Source organism: Prevotella sp. MGM1, assembly GCF_002933775.1.
GTDB lineage: Bacteria > Bacteroidota > Bacteroidia > Bacteroidales > Bacteroidaceae > Prevotella.
In genome coordinates this window covers 1-18,199 of sequence record NZ_BEWV01000016.1, presented here as the reverse complement: position 1 = coordinate 18,199, position 18,199 = coordinate 1, and the positions used below count along the sequence as shown (strand labels likewise).

Here is an 18,199-nt window from a genome sequence, read left to right as displayed (position 1 = left end):
ATATTTTTTAGTGCAAAATTACTTGCCGTATAAGCGTTCCTTGATATGCAAAATACTGTGTATGAGCGCAAACAAAACGGTGAGGATTTCTTTTCATTGCCTGCCGTTACCTGTTCACGTTTTGGTAACCGGTAGGCTAACGGTTTGGTAACTGAACAACCTCAATATTCCGTTGTCATTTGCATTTTCTTCACTTGGCAGAATATTGAAACAATGCTCATTTCAAACGGTTTACGTTTTATCTTCACCTGCCCGCTTTTCCTTGCATAACCTATCACTTTCCATCAGGCTAGGCACAGCTACGCAACCCTGCAACTGGCTGGAGGAACTGATATTTATACGGTCAGCAAAATGTTGGGACATACAAATGTGCGAACAACACAGGTGTATGCAAAGGTTGTTGATGAAAAGAAAGAGAAAGCTACAGAAACTATTAAATTGGATTTATCTCAAACAAAATAACCATTATTATACTTTGTAAGTATAGCCATCTGCGTAAAATCTGCGTGGGTGGCTTTTTGTTTTTATCTATGGTCTTTTCTTCAGACCATCTTATGATTCCTTTATGATTGAAGACATTATCATAAAAATCTACTGCTGAATTCTCCACTATTCATGTTGATAATCAATGGGTAATCCTTATGATGATTATGTTTCGTTACTGCTTATTTATGTGATGTATTACACTATGAAATCAGTATGCGTAATCGCTGTTATTTTGCCGAAAAATCAAAAAACAAGTAGCAATATGAGTGAGAAGAACATTACATTTGAAGATTTACCCAAAGCAATGTCGTGGTTGATGGATAAATTGAATGAGCTGGATTCTAAAATAGATGGATTAAACAATCAGAATCAAAGCGTTCCAACCGAACAATGGATGAACCTTAAGGAATTGTGTGATTATATTCCCAGTCACCCGGCAGAGCAAACTGTATATGGCTGGACGAGTTGTCATCTAATCCCATTCCACAAAAGAGGGAAGCGTATCATGTTTCTAAAATCGGAAATTGACGAATGGCTCCATGCCGGCAAAATCAAATCTGATAAAAACTTGGAAGATGAAGCCGCCCAATTCATAAAGTCAAAAAGAAATACCAAATTCTAATGGATTCAACCAATTTATGCAATGCGCTCAGAATGGAATTTGAAGGAATCTTTGAAAACAAGATTCCTTTGGATGCTTTTCCTGCCAAAATTCAAGATATGATATTGGCTCTATCCCGACAAGAGAATTATTCCATAGAATATATGATGGCTTCTCTTTTGGTAGCAGTGTCAACCGCTATCGGCAACGCTGTCAATATTCGTATTCGTGGTGGATGGATTAGTAATCCTGCCCTTTATATGATATTGGTAGGTCGTCCCGGAATGGGCAAAACCCCACCTTTGGATTTTGCATTCCGTCCTATCCGAAAGCATGATACCAAAATCATCAAACAATTTAAATTGGATATGGAGCATTATAATAGCTTGGTTGAAAACAATAAGGCTAAAAAAGACAAGTCCTCTTCATTGCCGGACAAACCAATTTTACGAAGAACCATCATATCCGATTTTACACCGGAAGCTTTAATGCGTGCGTTGGATGACAATCAGCGAGGTGTCGTGGTATATGTGGATGAAATTATGGGAATGTTTAATGCCGTGAATCAATATAGCAAAGGACAACTCATTGAGCAGCTATTGACAGCCTTTAGCGGAAAACCATTGGATATTTCAAGATGTAGCATCCCTGTACCTATTCATATAGAGCATCCTTTTATAAATATTGTCGGCACGATGCAAACGACACGTATGCACGAACTGATAGAGAAAGGATATAAAGACAATGGGCTGATAGACAGAATAATTTTTGTTTATCCATCGTCTAAGGAAATTTCAGATTGGGGGCTGGATGAAGAATCTTCCGTATCAACTTTTGGTAAATACTCATCAATGTGGGATTCTATTATAAATAAGGTAATTAGTTTGCCATTTATAGAGAATGAAGATGACAGAGCCATACATAATGTATTGGAATTTTCTTCGGAAGCCAAAGCCTATTTTACAAACTGGCGCAATAATGCAGTTCGGGCTGTTAATCAAATCCAAGATGATGGATTGGTGGATAGCAGAGTGATTAAAGCTCCCATGATTACGGCTCGTTTAGCTTTAGTCTTGCAAATCCTTCGTTGGGCTTGCGGTGAAGAACACAAGGATTTTGTGGATATTGACTCAACCAAATCTGCTATTGCATTGAGTGAATACTTTGAGAACTGTTATACCAACATTCAGAAATATATGTTGCGAGAGAGCGTTGAACCGCAAAAAAGAGAATTGCTTGATTGCCTTTCCGCAACTTTCACTACTGCCGATGCCATTCAAGCCGGAAAAGAAGTAGGGTTGTCGGAAAGGTCGGTAATGTATTCTTTGGTTAGCCTTGCTACGAATAAGGTTATCAAGAAAGTAAAGCGAGGTGAATATGAGAAGCTGCAATAAACGACACCTTTTGCAGTTTGCAGTTGTTGCAGTTTGCACTTTGCGCTGACATAGGATTTCTGCAAAACTGCAATAAGTGCAAACTGCACGGACTGCAATAACAAAATGAAGAAGTATGGCTGAATATAGATTTTCTCTTCAAAAATATAAGCGTGGGTCAAAACTTTCATGCCCGAAGTGTGGAAAGAAACAATGTTTTGTCAAGTACATAGATAGCCAAGGAGAAATAATTTTTCCTGATTATGTAGGCAGATGTGACCATGAGCAATCTTGCCAATACCATTACACTCCATCGGATTATTTTCATGATAACCCAATGGTAGTGGATTACAACAAAGATAACTTCATTGAAGCCGATAAGCCTAAGCCCAATTTACTGCCTCCAACCTCTTTTGTTGTCAATGAACTAATGAAACGTACTCTTACTAACTATGGTATGAATCCATTGTACATCTACCTGTCTGGGATGTTGGGTAAAGATGAGACTTCTCGGATATTCCAACTATATCATGTTGGCACATCAAAGAAGTGGGGCGGTTCTACTGTCTATTGGCAAATTGATTGGCAAGGTAATGTACGAACAGGGAAGATAATGTTGTATGATGCAGAAACAGGACATCGGACAAAAGAGCCAAGAAGTTATGTTAGTTGGGTACATACAGAACTGAATCTCCCAAACTACAATTTGAAGCAATGTTTGTTTGGCGAACATCTGTTATCTGAGAATCCGACCAAACCTGTTGCTATTGTGGAAAGCGAAAAATCCGCTTTGATAGCTACCCATTATATGCCGGAATTTATATGGTTGGCAACAGGTGGAATGCATGGATGCTTCAAGTCTGACGTGGTAAGTGTATTGAAAGGTCGGTCGGTTATGCTATGCCCGGATTTGGGTGCAAGAGAGGTTTGGCAAACCAAGATGGCTTTACTCACTTCCGTATGTTCTAAAGTTGTATTGAGTGATAGTTTGGAACAATGCGCCACAGACGAACAGCGCAAGAACGGACTTGATATTGCGGATTTCTTATTGATGACTGAAACACCTGCGATGATACTTCAAAAGATGATAAAGCGAAATCCAAACCTACAAACTTTGATTGACTGCTTGCATTTGGAACTGGTGGATTCCGGTTAGTGATGTGTTTATGGAGAAGCCAAACTAAGGGGAAAGTAAAACTATTGATTATCCAAATGGATATAGGTGACAATAGCCACTCTTAAAGTTGACAGACAAATGGCATAGTTCGGACAAAGACAATGCTTGCATTAAGGTATGTAATGCCCCATTTTTAATGGGTATTCTATGCAAGAAGTACCACCGTCCGACAAAATGGTTTCACTCATTTGTCGTCTTGGAGGCTTCTTGCATTACTCGCAGGCTCGCAATGGATAGAACATTTTATTAATAAATTCCAGTTATAAACGCTTATGGATATACAACAAAACAATGGAAAACAGGGTGTTCGTACTCGTCATATAGACATTCGTCTGACTGAAAATGAGTATGAAATGATAGTAGAAAAAGCTGCCGAATGTGGACTGACACTTAGTAACTACGGACGAAAATTATTGCAAAATCACCATCCAAACAAACGACTTTCAGACGAGGAAGTACAAGGATTGAACTCTTTATCGGATGCACGAGCCGACCTTATCCGCATTCAGAATGTACTCAAAGGTAAACCTGATGAGATTAAAAAACGATATTTCCGAGATGAGAATTATATGCGTGCTTGGATAGAGGCAGTAAATAGGCTTATTGTTCGATGGGGACAAATACGAGACAGTATAAATCAAATTTGAAATTATGATAGCACAAGGAAAGGCAATTTCTCATGGAGCAAGAGCCATTGAGTATTCTATGGAAAAAGATAAAGCCCAGCTCGTTAAGGTGCATGACTTGCCAGAAAATATAGAACCTTTGGCTATGTGGTCACGGATGATGCAACACCAGCATCAATGTATGAAAGACAGATATAATCCGAAGCCCATAAAGCTGAACGCACTGCGCTTTGAAATATCTCCAGCCAAAGAAGAATCGGCAGGATGGACAATGACGGATTGGCAGAATTTGGCGGATGAGTTTATTGCAGTACTTGACGGCATTGACCGAAGATGTGGCAAACCAGATAGTCATCTTAAACCGACCAATATCAAAAATAGCCAGTATGTTGTTTCGTTACACACCGACAGCAAAAGTGGCATCCCTCACTTGCATATTGTAGCTAACCGCATAGACAATATGGGCAAGACAAACGATGCGCATTATATTGGTGAACGTGCCGTTCATGCTGCCAACATCATCAATGAGAGACGTGGCTGGGTGCAATCCGTGCAACGTCGTGATGAGAATATTCAGCAAATCAGTGAAGACTGCATCGCAATATTGAAAGCTATGCCAGAATTTGATTGGGAAACTTATAGCCAAATGTTAAACGCTAAGGGGTACGATATTAAGTTGATAAAGGACGATAAGGAAGTGGTCAAAGGGTACGCTATACGAAAAGGGAACTCTATTTATAAATCCTCGATATTGGGTAAAAGTCGAAAATTGATGCCATCAAAAATTGAAGCGACTTGGGTGGGATTACATGCTTCTGATAAACAAACTGCAATTCAGTCAAAGGAAGTATGTACTCAAACGATGGCGCATAATAATAAAGAGGTGATGCCACAATCAAAGCCTTCTATTTACCACTATTCCATAACAGTGGATGGAGAACAACTCGAGGTTGATATACCAGATATGGTTAAGTCTGTCTTTGACGAAGAGTTTGGAAGCCTTGATGAAGAAGTCAAACAGACCAATTTATTCAAAGTTGCCGCCTTACTATTTGCCGGATATTTGGATGCAGCCACTTCTATGGCGGCTTCAAGCGGAGGTGGTGGCAGTCCCGGTAGCGGATGGGGTAAAGATAAGGACGATGATGAGCGTAACTGGGCTGTTCGTTGTGCAAAAATGGCAAAATGGCTCTGCAAACCGATTAAACGTAGCAGGGGTAGATAGTATTTCATTTATAATCACATATAACCATGCGTAAAAGTAAATATGACCAATCTTCTTTGCCTGTGCAGGATAGCAAGAGCATAGATAGTGATGATAACATTAGCAAAATTGAAAATCGTGTTGATTTTGAAACCGAGCTTGTAAATCTCACGAATCAGATTAAGGACATCAAAGATGTTATCCAAGAATTGAAACAGATAAAAGCATTTGTAGATGCTTCAGTGTTAACTTTTGAAGAATCAGCACAGGTTCTTAATGCTGCAGTGAAAACATCCGACAATATCCCTGATACTATTAGCCGTGCAATTATTCAGGCAGAGAATACTGTTGTAAATGTCAAACTTAGCGATGAAGACAAGTCTATTCTTACAGAATATCGCAATAAATTGATTGAAGAAGAAAAATCTTTATTTGAGAAGCAGATAACAGAATTGAAGACACTTCATACGAATCACTGGAAAGAAGTCCATAAATGTGTGAAATCTGAAACTTCGTTTTCTCTTAATGGCAAAATAGCCAAATGTGCCGTTGTCGGATTCTGGATATTGTATGCGTATTTCTGTTTGACATTGGGAGGATTGATAATCTATATGAAGTTCTTTTAAGGAATTGGAAGGATGGATTGACCAACCTTCCAAATACATCACCATGTTATGACCTTATCAACAATCTCTTGTTGTTCGGCACTGCTACGCCTCAAATAAATACGAGTTGTTTCAATACTTTCATGTCCCATCAGGTCAGCAAGTAGAGAAATATCGTTGAACTTCTCCAAGAAATTTTTAGCAAAGCGATGACGGAATGAATGGGGGTAAACCACTTTCTCATTCAATCCGTATTTGGCTGCGTAGTTTTTCAACTGTTGCGCAATCCCTCTTGTAGTGATACGCTCACCAAAGCGATTAAGAAAAAGATAGCCGGTGGTACGATTGACTTTGCTAAGCCATTCTGTGGCTTCCTTGCGCAAGGACTTCGGAATATAAATACGACGTATTTTGCCACCTTTGGTGTAGATGTCAAAATAACCCATCTGCACGTGTTCAGCCTTCATTTGGATTAGTTCACTGACTCTTGCTCCTGTTGCTGCGAGGAAACGAACTACGAAATACCATTCTTGGTTTTCCTCCTTTTTTAGTTTGTTTTTTAGAAAAGCGTAGTCGGCATTACTGATTACATTTTCCAAGTAACTCCGCTGCTGCACTTTGACGGATTTTAATCTCAAACGAGATTTTCCCATGCTATCAAGATACTTGTTCATTGCCTGAATACGAAGATTCACTGTCTTAGGCTTGAATTTCTCAATGAGATAGGTTTTATACACAAGCAAATTGCGCTTGTTCAATTCTTTGTGCCGGGAATAATACTCTTTTACGGCATAGAGATAAGCTGCAATTGTGTTCTCCGCCATATTCCCTTGACGAAGATACGTTTCAAAATTTTCAATGTTCATGTCAGATACATTATTAGTTAAACAATTCGTTATCATAATAATGTATGGTATTGCCTAATTCATTGAGTTCCTATTATGAGAAGTTTCTCGCTACGGGAGAGGTGAAGTGCATTGATGACGAGATTCCGTTTGAGATTCCTAAAGGGTGGGAATGGTGCAGATTGAAGCATATGTGTTCTATGCAGGCTGGGAAAAATATATCAGCTTCAGAAATTTATGATAAAAAGTCAGTTCTTCACCCATATAGATGTGTCGGTGGAAATGGACTACGAGGGTTTACAAACACATTCAATGCAGAAGGACATTTTGCTATTATTGGCAGGCAAGGAGCATTATGTGGATGCCTTAATATAGAAAGTGGGAAATTCTATGCCACAGAACACGCTGTAGTTGTGAATGGCTTTGGTATAATTCCATCGTTGTTCATCTATTACTTTTTTACGGCATTGAACTTAAATCAATATGCAACCGCAACAGCTCAACCCGGTTTGGCTGTATCCAATATAGTTGAAGTATTTATACCTTTACCTCCGCTTCCTGAGCAACTACGCATAGTCTCAAAAATAGAAAAACTACTTCCGTTAGTCAAAACTTATGAACAAGCACAGAATGGACTTAACGAACTTAATGCCTCACTTAACGAGCAATTACGTAAATCGATTCTGCAAGAAGCAATACAAGGTAAACTTGTACCTCAATGTTCAGACGAAGGTACAGCCCAAGAATTGCTCGAACAGATAAAATTAGAGAAGCAGAAACTCATCAAAGATGGCAAATTAAAAAAGTCTGCCTTAACTGATTCTGTCATCTTCAAAGGTGACGATAACAAGTACTTCGAGAAGGTTGGTAAAACAGAGCAGGATATTACTGATGAAATACCATTTGAAATACCTGATGATTGGAAATGGTGTAGAATAGGAAGTGTCTTAAATATTTGGTCTGCTCGAAGAGTACACGAAAGAGATTGGCGTTCTTCTGGAATTCCATTTTATCGAGCAAGAGAAATTGGTAAAATGGCTGATTGGGGTCATGTTGATAACGATTTGTTTATAGAACAATCATTATACGATGAGTTCTCTAAAAGCGGAGTTCCGCAAATTGGAGACCTAATGATGACGGCAGTTGGGACACTTGGTAAAACTTATGTTGTTGAAACAAACAATCCTTTCTATTACAAGGACGGTAGTGTTTTATGTATAGGTAATCCTTTTCGCTTGAATCCGTATTATTTGAAATTATTTTTTGAATCGTCTGCTTTTGCAAACCAATATTTATCAGAGTCTGATGGAACTACAGTAGCAACCTTGACAATGGTGCGATTGAACAGATACTTAATCCCTGTTCCCCCTTTAAAGGAACAAACTCGAATTGTTGAAAAGATTAAAACTGTAACAAGTATTATGAGAGGATAAATGAGCAAATCGTTGAAGTTGAACTTCCTTTTGAATATCCCAATAGCTGGATTGTGTTACGCTTGAAAGATATATGCCAACTAACAGACGGTGAAAAAAGAAACGGAAAGGGCATTTGCCTTGATGCAAAGTTCCTACGTGGAAAATCATCTGCAACCATTATAGAAAAAGGCAGATTTGTCTATGCTGGAGATAATATCATTCTTGTGGATGGTGAAAATTCAGGTGAAGTTTTTTCTATTCCACAAGATGGATATATGGGAAGCACATTCAAACAGCTATGGCTTTCTTCGGTTATGTGGAAGCCTTGTATTTTGGCTTTCATCTTGTTCTATAAAGAGGCATTGAGAAATTCAAAAAGAGGTGCAGCAATTCCGCACCTCAATAAGGATTTATTCTACAAGCTACCAATCGGTATTCCGCCATTGTCTGAACAGCAACGTATAACTTGTCAAATAAATAATTTATTTCAACTTATCAAATAATAATTCTATCATAGCCACTATTCGCCCTTGTTCATTAAGAGGCGGAAGTGGTAATAAAAGATTGTTCAAACTCTTAGAATTTAGTGTTTTACCTTTTATGGCATCTTTGGTATCTCCAAGATTAGATATAATCGGCAAAATGTGAAACAGAAAATTCCTTGCTTGATAATTTTTATCTACAAAAGGATATATGGATATAATTGCTTCATTATGATATGCCGAAGTATTTAGAAGAGAAGTCCTGCCTACCGTTAACTTAAAACTCATTATTAAAGTTCCGACAGGAGATATTTCTCCAAATAAACTTTTGGCATATTCTGAAACAGATTCTTTTGTCGTTGTAACCAATCCATAATCAGACATATCTGAAATAGAAACCCAAGGATATTTACCATTTGCCCAATACTTGGTTTCCCCTCGCGGTGGTGTCTTTCCGATAGACATTCTTACGTATTGACCAAATCTAACCCAAGTCCAGTTTTCAGGTAAATCAAAAGGTATTTCTTCTGTTATATCAATGTTCTCATTGCCTACCTGCTCATAATACTTGTTATCGTCACCACGGAAGATAATGGAATCGGTTAAAGCAGACTTTTTAAGTTTGCCTTCTTTGACAAGTTGCAATTTCTCTTGCCGTATTTGTTCAAGTAATTCTTGGGCTGTACCTTCCTCTGCAATCTGTGAAACTAATTTACCTTGTATTGCCTCTTGAAGAATGGACTTTTTTAAACTATGCCATATTTCTTTATTTATTTGGTTGAGTCTATTTTGACTATTTCCATATTGATAAATATATGGGTATAACTGATTTAATTTTGTAACAATGCGAAGTTGTTCTTCTTGTGGTGGAATAGGTAACAAGCAGTGCTTAATAATGAGTTGATTTATGTTGGGATCTTTTCTTGAACCTGCTGCAAAATCCATCCAAAATGGTCTTTGATATTCAATAAAAGTATGGATGTAATCCATATTACAAAATCCATTAGGCTGGATGGCACATACAGATTGGTTTATAGTTGTATCAAAATGCAAGATACAGTGTTTGCCTATTGTCCCAGCACCACCATACATTGCAACACACACTGAGGTTTGGGGTAAAATAGAAAGATTGTAGTCTATAATTGCTTTCGAGGTTATTTGTATTTCGGTTTTGTTCAAAATTCCATTGTTCAAGTCTGTTGTACGTACCCAATTGATATTGCCATTTTTATAATAATCTGGATTCCTACTTAATGGCGTAGAACCACTTGTTGTTTCAAAAATATTTCCAATTCTTTCCCATTGCCACCCATTTGGAATCTCAAACGGAATCTCCTCATCGATGCACTTCACCTCTCCGGTAGCGAGAAACTTCTCATAATAGGAATTATCGTCACCACGGTAAATGATAGATTCGTTTTTGTCTTTTTTGATTTTCTTTTCCTTGACCAGTCGGGCTTTTTCAGCTCTGATACGTTCAAGAAGTACCGATGCCGGTTCGTCATTAGGGTCTTGCGGTACAAGTTTTCCCTGTATCGCCCACTGGAGTATGCTGTTTTTTAATTGTTTTCCGTTCATCTTATTCTAACTGATTTAGAAGTTTTCGTCTTTTTGTTTTTCATTCAGATAGAACTGATATAACTTTTTCCCTATCTTATCTTTTTTGAAAGTACGTTCATGATTCATAGGAGTCATAGACAAACGAATTTTTGCCACACCTTCATTCAAAATTTCAAACTGCTGTGGAGTAATTCTAAATTGAGCAGTAGAACTAATTTCTGTGATTGGTATTACAATATTTCCACTTATAACACCAGCAGATTGACTTCCATTCCCAATCACAGTTCCTCTTAGTTCAAGATATTTACCTGTGAATGTTCTAATTTTCATGGTTGGTTTAGTGAGGAAATTCATTCTGTCTGAACGTACTGTGGCTACTATAGAATAAATGGTGTCTTGCTTAGCCACACTGTATTTCATATTGCAACCTTCAGCTGCGAGTGCTTTATAAGTATAACCTACTGTTTGTGCTTTAGCGTTAATTCCTAAAATAATACAGAACAGTAATAAGATAATTTTTATAGTTTTCATATTTAATCTTTTTCGTAATCCTCCCCTTGTATTCCTAACTCTCCTTTGCTCATGGCATTGGCAATATCTATTTTCAGTTCTTCGTCATAATCTTTACTTGTCAAAAAGCTATTGACGATGCGTAGCAGCAAATCTTGGTTGATATTCGATGCTGCCACATGATAAATGATAGATTCCAATGTACGCATACAGATGCAAGCGTGCCAGTAGTAATTATTCTTGTGTAAGAAGTAAGCTCCCAAAGTCAGCGCAATACGCTTATTCCCATCATTGAAGAAATGCCCAGAACAGAATCTATACATCAGATAGGTCAGTTTCTCTGCAAAGGTCGGATAGTATAAATCATTTTGTACAAAATCCAATGTAGCACGAATGCCACCTTCATCACGCACTCCTTCAAAGCCACCATCGCTAGCATCAATCATTTTGCCATAGACGGTTAAGGCTTCATCGTAGTCTATATAAACAATTTCCTCACTCATCTTCTGCCTGCTTTAAGCGTTTAAGCACATCTTTATTGTCCGCTAAGATACGGTCAAAATCAATAGACTGGTCACCGATGAATCGTTCAAACTCTTCAGGAGTAACAGCTTGCAGATAATCTGCTATATTACCATGATACGCATCCCGGAAACTGAAATCCCTTGAAGCCATTTTGGTTCTGGCATCATTTAAATAAGGTTTCTGCATCGGATGTTCGGCAAGTTCATTCACAATGCGCTCTACCTCGTCAATGGTAAGTAACCTGCCACCATTTTCTTTAAACCGTTCACTGAGAGCTGCCCCCACACCGTTTTCAAAAGAAGAAATAACCAATAAAACCTCTGAATACAGCGTGTGTCGAACATTGTCTTTGGAATCCAACTTCAATACTTCCCGATACTCCTTAGCATTCTCCTTGAATACAGCCTTATATATAAAGTCTGTAATTTGAGGATATTTGTATGTGGGATGTCCGTCCACATATTGATTGATGGCAGAAGTGAGATTCTTGCGATAGTTTTCTTCTGTGATTGCAGCAGGAAGATAATGTACATCTCTGCGGTTTATGTATTTTGTTCCGCCACCCGTCTTTTCATTGATGGTGGTAATCACGAAATCCAAGATAAGGCTACGTACTTTTTTTGCTTTCTCACTCTCTGTAAGCAACATACCCATATCCAAGAATGAGCGGAAATTAAACAATCCAAGTTGGGTCGTTTTGCTCCCGACATTTATGACGGGAGCAAATTGTAACTTTAACTCTTTCAGATGTTTACCTTTACATAAAACATAACCGTTAGCTGCTAATTCATCTGAATGTTTTTCCAAATAGCGTTCTATGGTTCGTTCTTCTACTTCGTAGAAATCGGCAACCATTTTTTTTGTAAAGCGATACTCTCCCTCAAAGAGCATTCCTTCAATGTCAAGATGCTCCTGTACTTTGCTGACCGCAAAACGGTTGTTAAGTACATTTTGTCTTTCTATGTTTGAGATGGTCAAATCTTTCATATCACTTCACAATTATCAGTTACACGATTTTATGTCAATGCCGAGAATCTTTTGAATTTCGGAAAGCGTTTTGTCTATTTCATGGTCGAGCGCAGCACGTTTTTCAAAATATTGTTTGAGCAGTTCTGCTGGAGGGAGTATTTCTTCTTCCTCTTTCGGGAACTTACATTGATCAAAATTGCAATCCAAGTCTATCAATTGTTGGGCAGTGAACACACGGCTCTTTTCACCCACTTCGTCACTGATAATTTCTTTCCTGTCTTTCCACCATTCCTGAATAGGTAGGGTATGCTCCACCTTCATTGGTTTGGTCTTTGAGAAGTGTTTGTACCCTTCCGGCATATCAAGACGATAGAACCATGTTTCTTTGGTCTTGAATCCTTCTTCGCAACCTTCGGCTTCTTCATTATTAAAGAAAAGGATGTTGGTTGCAATAGATGTGTATGGAGAGAATATAGAACCCGGCAAACGGATGATTGTATGTAGATTGAACTTGCGAAGGAGATTTTCTTTAAGTGCAAGTTTTGCTCCATCCGTACCAAATAAGAAACCATCAGGGATAATCACACCGCACCGTCCACCAGCTTTGAGGCGATACATGATAAGGGCGATAAACAAATCCGCAGTTTCACTTGAACGGTACTGTACTGGGAAGTTGCTTTTTACGCTGTCTTCCGTGCTACCACCATACGGAGGATTCATGCCGATAACATCAACCTTGTCGCTTTCCTTGAAATCAGTAACATTCGTTCCAAGCGAATCACAGTTGGTTATGTTGGGAGCTTCAATATCATGGAGCAGCAGGTTTGTGATGCTCAAAAGGTAGGGCAACGGTTTCCATTCCTGACCTACAACGGCATTTTGCAGTTTTTCTCCATCTGCCGCAGAGCCAATATTCCTGCCCATATATTTAAGTGCCGAGGTGAGGAAGCCTCCCGTTCCACTGGTGAAGTCGCCAAAGGTTTCGCCCAATTTCGGGTCGAGCATCATCACAATAAAATCAGTCAATGCACGTGGTGTGTAGAACTCTCCGGCATTTCCTGCCGATTGCAGATCTTTCAAAATTCCCTCATAAATATCTCCGAATGTGTGACGGTCGTCAGCATCGTCAAATTCGATTTCGTTTACAATGTTGACCACTTGGCGCAGAAGCGTTCCATTCTTCATATACTGGTTCAAGTCTGCAAATGTTTCTTGAACAATGCTTTTAGCTCTTGGGGTATTGGCATCTATCGGGAGATTCTTCAAGGTAGGAAACAGTTTCTCATTGACGAAAGAGAGTAGGGCTTCTCCAGTCAATGCTTCACCGTCTTTTTTATCTATTGCCCAGTTACGCCAACGCAAATCCTCGGGGATAATGGACTTGTATTTCTCATCTTTCCATTCCCATGTTTCTTCTTGTGTGTCATAGACTTTCAAGAAGAACATCCAAGTCATCTGTTCAATTCTTTGTGCGTCACCATTGATACCTGCGTCTTGACGCATGATATTCTGGATTCGCTTTATGATATTATTTACTGCCATTTTTAAGCTGATTTATATATTTGATATTCCAATTCTCTGATGGCTTGTTCAAAAGCGACTTTGCCACCAAATAGTTTTATGATTTTAGTTGGTTTCCCTATGCTGTTGAATGGAGGAATCTCCAAAATATTTGCCTTTTCAAAGTCAAGAATACCATTCTCCGCATATTTGTCAAGAAGAGCCTCCAATACTTCACGAGCCTTGCCTTCGTACTTTCCGAAGTAGTTACGTTTCTTTACATTGTTAGCCCTTTCTTTCCTCGTCAATGGTGGTTGGTCAAATGCAACGTGACATATCACATCGAAGATATCGGCATCTTTCAATGCCGGATTTGCTTCACGTACTGCGTCTATCAAGATGGCATATTCCTTTAACTCATCCATAACCGCCTGTTTGCGTTCTGCTTCAGTCCACGTTTGTACGAAATCATCCAAACTTTGATAGTGTCGCAACAGTTGCTTTCTCGCAAAGGACTGAACGCTTTCCGTTCTCATGGTTTTGCCATCCTCTCCCAAAACAGATACTATCTCATGAGCAATACGAATATCCTTTCCATTGATAAGATACTTTTCACGAGGTTCGTGAGCTGTTGGAGGATTTGAGGGAACAGGCGGATATGGCTTCGGCTTTTTTTCACCGCCTTTGGGTGGTTCAGGGTCGCCGTCAAATGACGGGTCTTTGAATTTTGCGGTAGCATTGCGGAAGTCGAGGATTTCCAGATGCCACTTGCCTTTGTCTTTTCTAAGTCGTGTGCCACGCCCGATGATTTGCTTAAATTCCGTCATAGAGCCAATTTCTTTATCAATGACGATTAAGCCACAAGTTTTGCAGTCCACTCCTGTAGATAGAAGTTCGGAGGTAGTAACAATTACCGGATAAGGTTCGTCAACACTGATAAAGTTGTCTAACTGCTTCTTCCCCTCTTTGTCCTCTCCGACAATGCGTGTTACGTAGTAAGGAGATTTTTTACATAAATCGCTATTCATGTTGATAAGCAGTGTTCGCATTTCGGCGGCTTCCTCAATATCTGAACAGAACACGATTGTCTTTGTCATACGACCGATGTCGTATAACATTTGGGTAATCCTGTGTGCTACTACTTTACGCCTTAACTTAATGGCAAGGTCACGACCTATATTCTGTCTTTGATATAATTTCTGTTCAATCTCCTTTCCTAACAAATCTATTTCACCTTCATCGGGAGTCCAGCCCTGCAAATCAACGTTGATGAAGTCGGCAGTAACCCGATATGGAGCCAAGAAACCATCTTGGATTCCTTGAAGAAGGGAATAGGTATATACCGGCTCTCCGAAATAATCCAAGTTGTTTGCTCCTTCATCAGCTTTCGGGGTAGCAGTCATACCGATTTGGGTAGCCGAGCTGAAATACTCCAATACTTTGCGCCATGCAGAATCGTCCTTTGCGCTACCACGATGGCACTCGTCAACGATAATCAAATCAAAGAAGTTTGGCTGCACCTCCAAAAACGGATCTGGCTTGCCCTCTTTTCCAACCAGTTGGTGGTATAACGCCATATATACCTCGTATGAGGAGTCAATTTTCTCTTCGCCTTCCCCAACAGAAGTTATCTTAGTCATAAACTTCTTGAAAGGTTTGAAGTCTTGCACCATTGTTTGGTCAATGAGGATATTTCGGTCTGCAAGATAAAGAATCTTTTTCTTTGCTCCGCTTTTATGGAGACGATGGATAATCTGGAAAGCAGTGAAAGTCTTACCAGTACCGGTAGCCATTACGACAAGTACACGCTGTTGTCCTCTTGCAATGGCTTCCACTGTACGGTCAACCGCTATACGTTGGTAATATCTTGGCTCATGGCTATGGGCATCATAATAAAACGGTGTTTCTATTATGTTAAGTTCATCCGATGTATAGTTCTTGGATGCAAGATAACGATTGTATAATTCCTCTTCTGTCGGGAAATTCTCTAATTTGATTTCGGTTTCTTTCCCTGTGATAAAGTCATGTTCCAAGAAAGCATCACCATTACTGGAGTACGCAAATTTCAAGTCAAGGATTTGGGCATAATCCATAGCTTGTTGAATACCACCCCCAACGGCATGTTTGTTATCTTTAGCTTCTACCACTGCAATGGGCTTACCATTATGGTATAATAGATAATCAGCCTTTTTGCCCTCTGCTACTGAATGTTGGTTGCCAACAACAAGTACTCGACCATCCGTGAAATAATACTCTTCACGCATATTTACGCTTACAGCCCAGCCCTTTTGTTGGAGTGCAGGGGTAATGAACAAGGTGCGTATCTCTTGTTCTTTGAGTTCTTTCTTGTTTACTTCCATGATAATAAATTGTTTTAAGATTTATTACTGCTAACAATCAAATCTTTCACATCAATATCAAGAACATTAGCTATATCATTAAGGGTTTTGAGGTCTGGTTGAACAGAATTACTACACCATTTACTCACAGTGCAATTGGATTTACCAATCTGTTCTGCAAGCCATTTTCCTGTTTTTTGTTGTTCTGCAAGTACGACTTTTAGTCTGTTCAAATTAGCCATGAGGTAAAACGTTTTAATTCAAGAGCAAATTTACACAAAATCTTTGGAATTGCAGTGAGAAAAGGGCGAAAATGCGCTGAATGGCTTAGTATAAAAGCGTTTATAACGCCAAACGGTGCCAATGGCAAAAATGGGGTAACGCAAAGAAAAGCGGAATATTGAAGAAGAACGGTCTCCAAATCATTACCCGCTGAAATGTGATTTTTAACACATGGCATTGAATGTGTCTCCGTATGGCTTCGATTGACTTACATGGTCTAACTCGTTGAGTAATAACTTTGCAGACAAAAACAGCGAGTATGGCAAGAAGCACATTCAAAGTGCTGTTCTACGTGAATGGCAGCAAGGAGAAAAACGGTATTGTCCCCATCATGGGACGAGTGACAATCAACGGGACTGTAGCGCAGTTCAGTTGTAAACGGAGCATCCCGAAAGACCTTTGGGACGTGAAGGGCAACAAGGCGAAAGGCAAAAGTGTGGAGGCACGGGACATCAACCATGCCCTTGACAACATCAAGGCGCAAATCATTAAGCACTACCAACGTATTTCCGACCGCGAAGCATTCGTAACTGCGGAAATGGTACGTAACGCCTATCAGGGAATCGGCAGCGAGTATGAAACATTGCTCAAAGCATTTGACCGTGAAAACGAGGTGTTCAAGAAACGTGTGGGCAAAGACAGGACAATAGCAACCTACCGTTCACGGGTGGTGGCAAGAAACCATGTGGCAGCTTTCGTAAAGTCTTTTTACAGACGGACAGATATGTCCATGTTGGAGATTATCGCCTTCAACCGCATAGACAACAACGGCAATACCATATCCGACAAGCACGAGCGTCTACGCAACACCCGTATCTGCAAGGAACTTACCTTGAAATACGGCTTGCACATGGCAAACGGCAAGGAGAATGTCAAACGTAACCGACTGAAAGAGCCGGATAAGACAAAGTACGAGCTTTACGACATCCTTAAAACGGAGGTCGGCAGATGTGGAAACTGGAACGTGCTTGTCGCCAATCTGAAACGGCAAGGAGCGGAAGTGCATTTCAGTCACAGAGGACAGACGGACGAAATACAGGGTGTGGTATTCTCCAAGAATGGCTACCATTTCAACGGCTCCAAGGTGGACAGGCGTTTCAGTTATTCCAAGATTGATGCTGCCTTACAGCGCAACAGGTATGGGGAACGTATGAATCTGATACCGAAAGTCTGTACAACAGATACGCCAAACGCAACTTCCGATACTGCAAGAGGTGAACTTGTCAGCGGTTCATTAGGATTGCTAAACGGTCACGGTTCATCCTGTAACGCCACCGATGCGGAAGCCAATCTGGAGATGGCGGAAATGTTGCGCAGGAAGAAGAAGCGAAAAAAAGGATTAAGACTATAAAGTCAGGATATTCTATTTCAATGAATAGGTCGTAATAATTCGCCTGTATTGAGATGATTTATTGCGGCTTTTTTGTAATTTTGCAAATGGATTGAGGCAACTCTTTCCAAGAAATATTAGAAAAGAAAGAAGTGTTATGCTCATCTTGTGCTTGAAAACGTAGGAAATTTTCAAATTGGATACAAGGATAGCATAGTGGTTCTCACGCTATAGCGTGGGCTGCTATTGTTGCATCTGTATCCAAGGTTTCCTACGACCTTCAAGTTAAGTGTGGCAAAACAGTTCACGCTTTGTGTTTTACACTTAGACTAAATGTTTTTAGATACTGTGATAAAATCCAAATCTTTTT

General features: G+C 39.5%; 17 protein-coding genes and 1 pseudogene. 10 read left to right on the top strand and 8 right to left on the bottom strand.

Annotated features, from left to right (window positions below):
- Positions 1–273: 273 nt before the first annotated feature.
- The 7 genes and pseudogenes from MoGM_RS13205 to MoGM_RS00190 all read left to right on the top strand — a co-directional run.
- Positions 274–462: pseudogene (locus tag MoGM_RS13205) on the top strand (tyrosine-type recombinase/integrase); the annotation flags it as partial.
- Between the two features lie 286 nt (positions 463–748).
- Complete coding sequence (locus tag MoGM_RS00215; RefSeq protein WP_032945184.1) at positions 749–1,108, top strand: helix-turn-helix domain-containing protein; 360 nt, start codon at positions 749–751, stop codon at positions 1,106–1,108.
- The gene (locus MoGM_RS00210; protein WP_104368249.1) at positions 1,108–2,481 is read left to right on the top strand and encodes a DUF3987 domain-containing protein; all 1,374 of its coding nucleotides are present in this window, start codon (positions 1,108–1,110) and stop codon (positions 2,479–2,481) included. Before MoGM_RS00215 ends, MoGM_RS00210 begins: the two co-directional genes overlap by 1 nt.
- A gap of 115 nt (positions 2,482–2,596) precedes the next feature.
- Positions 2,597–3,616, top strand: coding sequence for a DUF6371 domain-containing protein (locus MoGM_RS00205; RefSeq protein ID WP_057317161.1), 1,020 nt, complete (start codon positions 2,597–2,599; stop codon positions 3,614–3,616).
- 293 nt (positions 3,617–3,909) lie between these two features.
- Positions 3,910–4,284, top strand: coding sequence for a hypothetical protein (locus MoGM_RS00200; RefSeq protein WP_007563566.1), 375 nt, complete (start codon positions 3,910–3,912; stop codon positions 4,282–4,284).
- Between the two features lie 4 nt (positions 4,285–4,288).
- The gene (locus MoGM_RS00195; protein ID WP_007563568.1) at positions 4,289–5,488 is read left to right on the top strand and encodes a relaxase/mobilization nuclease domain-containing protein; all 1,200 of its coding nucleotides are present in this window, start codon (positions 4,289–4,291) and stop codon (positions 5,486–5,488) included.
- 26 nt (positions 5,489–5,514) lie between these two features.
- Complete coding sequence (locus tag MoGM_RS00190) at positions 5,515–6,093, top strand: hypothetical protein (RefSeq protein ID WP_007563569.1); 579 nt, start codon at positions 5,515–5,517, stop codon at positions 6,091–6,093.
- Between the two features lie 38 nt (positions 6,094–6,131).
- On the opposite strand, the gene MoGM_RS00185 is transcribed toward MoGM_RS00190, so the two are convergent.
- The gene (locus MoGM_RS00185; RefSeq protein ID WP_007563571.1) at positions 6,132–6,938 is read right to left on the bottom strand and encodes a tyrosine-type recombinase/integrase; all 807 of its coding nucleotides are present in this window, start codon (positions 6,936–6,938) and stop codon (positions 6,132–6,134) included.
- 179 nt (positions 6,939–7,117) lie between these two features.
- Between MoGM_RS00185 and MoGM_RS00180 the strand changes: the two genes are divergently transcribed.
- Together MoGM_RS00180 and MoGM_RS00175 are read left to right on the top strand one after the other, a co-directional pair.
- Positions 7,118–8,350 carry a restriction endonuclease subunit S gene (locus MoGM_RS00180; protein ID WP_233210067.1) on the top strand — a complete coding sequence of 411 codons (1,233 nt, stop codon included), beginning with the start codon at positions 7,118–7,120 and terminating at the stop codon, positions 8,348–8,350.
- A 53-nt stretch (positions 8,351–8,403) separates the two neighbouring features.
- Positions 8,404–8,835: a restriction endonuclease subunit S gene (locus tag MoGM_RS00175; RefSeq protein ID WP_081033151.1), complete on the top strand. Its 432-nt coding sequence runs from the start codon at positions 8,404–8,406 to the stop codon at positions 8,833–8,835.
- Here the strand turns inward: MoGM_RS00175 and MoGM_RS00170 are convergent.
- Genes MoGM_RS00170 through MoGM_RS00140 form a run of 7 tightly spaced genes read right to left on the bottom strand, consistent with a single transcriptional unit; the run spans position 8,815 to position 16,459 of the window.
- The gene (locus tag MoGM_RS00170) at positions 8,815–10,392 is read right to left on the bottom strand and encodes a restriction endonuclease subunit S (protein WP_104368247.1); all 1,578 of its coding nucleotides are present in this window, start codon (positions 10,390–10,392) and stop codon (positions 8,815–8,817) included. The two genes, MoGM_RS00175 and MoGM_RS00170, sit on opposite strands and share 21 nt — an antisense overlap.
- A gap of 15 nt (positions 10,393–10,407) precedes the next feature.
- The gene (locus MoGM_RS00165; protein ID WP_007563580.1) at positions 10,408–10,905 is read right to left on the bottom strand and encodes a hypothetical protein; all 498 of its coding nucleotides are present in this window, start codon (positions 10,903–10,905) and stop codon (positions 10,408–10,410) included.
- A 2-nt stretch (positions 10,906–10,907) separates the two neighbouring features.
- Positions 10,908–11,387 (bottom strand): Fic family protein, encoded by a 480-nt coding sequence (locus MoGM_RS00160; RefSeq protein ID WP_057317158.1) that lies wholly within the window; start codon positions 11,385–11,387, stop codon positions 10,908–10,910.
- Complete coding sequence (locus MoGM_RS00155) at positions 11,380–12,396, bottom strand: hypothetical protein (RefSeq protein ID WP_007563582.1); 1,017 nt, start codon at positions 12,394–12,396, stop codon at positions 11,380–11,382. Before MoGM_RS00155 ends, MoGM_RS00160 begins: the two co-directional genes overlap by 8 nt.
- 15 nt (positions 12,397–12,411) lie before the next feature.
- On the bottom strand, positions 12,412–13,920 hold the full coding sequence (locus MoGM_RS00150) for a class I SAM-dependent DNA methyltransferase (protein WP_009038143.1): 1,509 nt from the start codon (positions 13,918–13,920) through the stop codon (positions 12,412–12,414).
- 2 nt (positions 13,921–13,922) lie between these two features.
- Positions 13,923–16,238, bottom strand: a complete 2,316-nt coding sequence (hsdR, locus tag MoGM_RS00145) for an EcoAI/FtnUII family type I restriction enzme subunit R (protein ID WP_009038144.1) — start codon at positions 16,236–16,238, stop codon at positions 13,923–13,925.
- A 14-nt stretch (positions 16,239–16,252) separates the two neighbouring features.
- A complete protein-coding gene (locus MoGM_RS00140) occupies positions 16,253–16,459 on the bottom strand; it encodes a helix-turn-helix transcriptional regulator (RefSeq protein ID WP_007563585.1) in 207 nt (68 codons plus the stop codon).
- Positions 16,460–16,758: 299 nt separating this feature from the next.
- Between MoGM_RS00140 and MoGM_RS13200 the strand changes: the two genes are divergently transcribed.
- Entirely contained in the window at positions 16,759–17,850 is a 1,092-nt protein-coding gene (locus tag MoGM_RS13200; RefSeq protein ID WP_104368246.1) for a relaxase/mobilization nuclease domain-containing protein, read from the top strand.
- Positions 17,851–18,199: the final 349 nt, after the last annotated feature.

Bases quoted from the DNA above. Each gene is read 5' to 3' on its own strand.
- MoGM_RS00215 (WP_032945184.1), top strand. From the start codon at position 749: ATGAGTGAGAAGAACATTACATTTGAAGATTTACCCAAAGCAATGTCG.
- MoGM_RS00210 (WP_104368249.1), top strand. From the start codon at position 1,108: ATGGATTCAACCAATTTATGCAATGCGCTCAGAATGGAATTTGAAGGA.
- MoGM_RS00205 (WP_057317161.1), top strand. From the start codon at position 2,597: ATGGCTGAATATAGATTTTCTCTTCAAAAATATAAGCGTGGGTCAAAA.
- MoGM_RS00200 (WP_007563566.1), top strand. From the start codon at position 3,910: ATGGATATACAACAAAACAATGGAAAACAGGGTGTTCGTACTCGTCAT.
- MoGM_RS00195 (WP_007563568.1), top strand. From the start codon at position 4,289: ATGATAGCACAAGGAAAGGCAATTTCTCATGGAGCAAGAGCCATTGAG.
- MoGM_RS00190 (WP_007563569.1), top strand. From the start codon at position 5,515: ATGCGTAAAAGTAAATATGACCAATCTTCTTTGCCTGTGCAGGATAGC.
- MoGM_RS00185 (WP_007563571.1), bottom strand. From the start codon at position 6,938: ATGAACATTGAAAATTTTGAAACGTATCTTCGTCAAGGGAATATGGCG.
- MoGM_RS00180 (WP_233210067.1), top strand. From the start codon at position 7,118: ATGCAGGCTGGGAAAAATATATCAGCTTCAGAAATTTATGATAAAAAG.
- MoGM_RS00170 (WP_104368247.1), bottom strand. From the start codon at position 10,392: ATGAACGGAAAACAATTAAAAAACAGCATACTCCAGTGGGCGATACAG.
- MoGM_RS00165 (WP_007563580.1), bottom strand. From the start codon at position 10,905: ATGAAAACTATAAAAATTATCTTATTACTGTTCTGTATTATTTTAGGA.
- MoGM_RS00160 (WP_057317158.1), bottom strand. From the start codon at position 11,387: ATGAGTGAGGAAATTGTTTATATAGACTACGATGAAGCCTTAACCGTC.
- MoGM_RS00155 (WP_007563582.1), bottom strand. From the start codon at position 12,396: ATGAAAGATTTGACCATCTCAAACATAGAAAGACAAAATGTACTTAAC.
- MoGM_RS00150 (WP_009038143.1), bottom strand. From the start codon at position 13,920: ATGGCAGTAAATAATATCATAAAGCGAATCCAGAATATCATGCGTCAA.
- hsdR (WP_009038144.1), bottom strand. From the start codon at position 16,238: ATGGAAGTAAACAAGAAAGAACTCAAAGAACAAGAGATACGCACCTTG.
- MoGM_RS00140 (WP_007563585.1), bottom strand. From the start codon at position 16,459: ATGGCTAATTTGAACAGACTAAAAGTCGTACTTGCAGAACAACAAAAA.
- MoGM_RS13200 (WP_104368246.1), top strand. From the start codon at position 16,759: ATGGCAAGAAGCACATTCAAAGTGCTGTTCTACGTGAATGGCAGCAAG.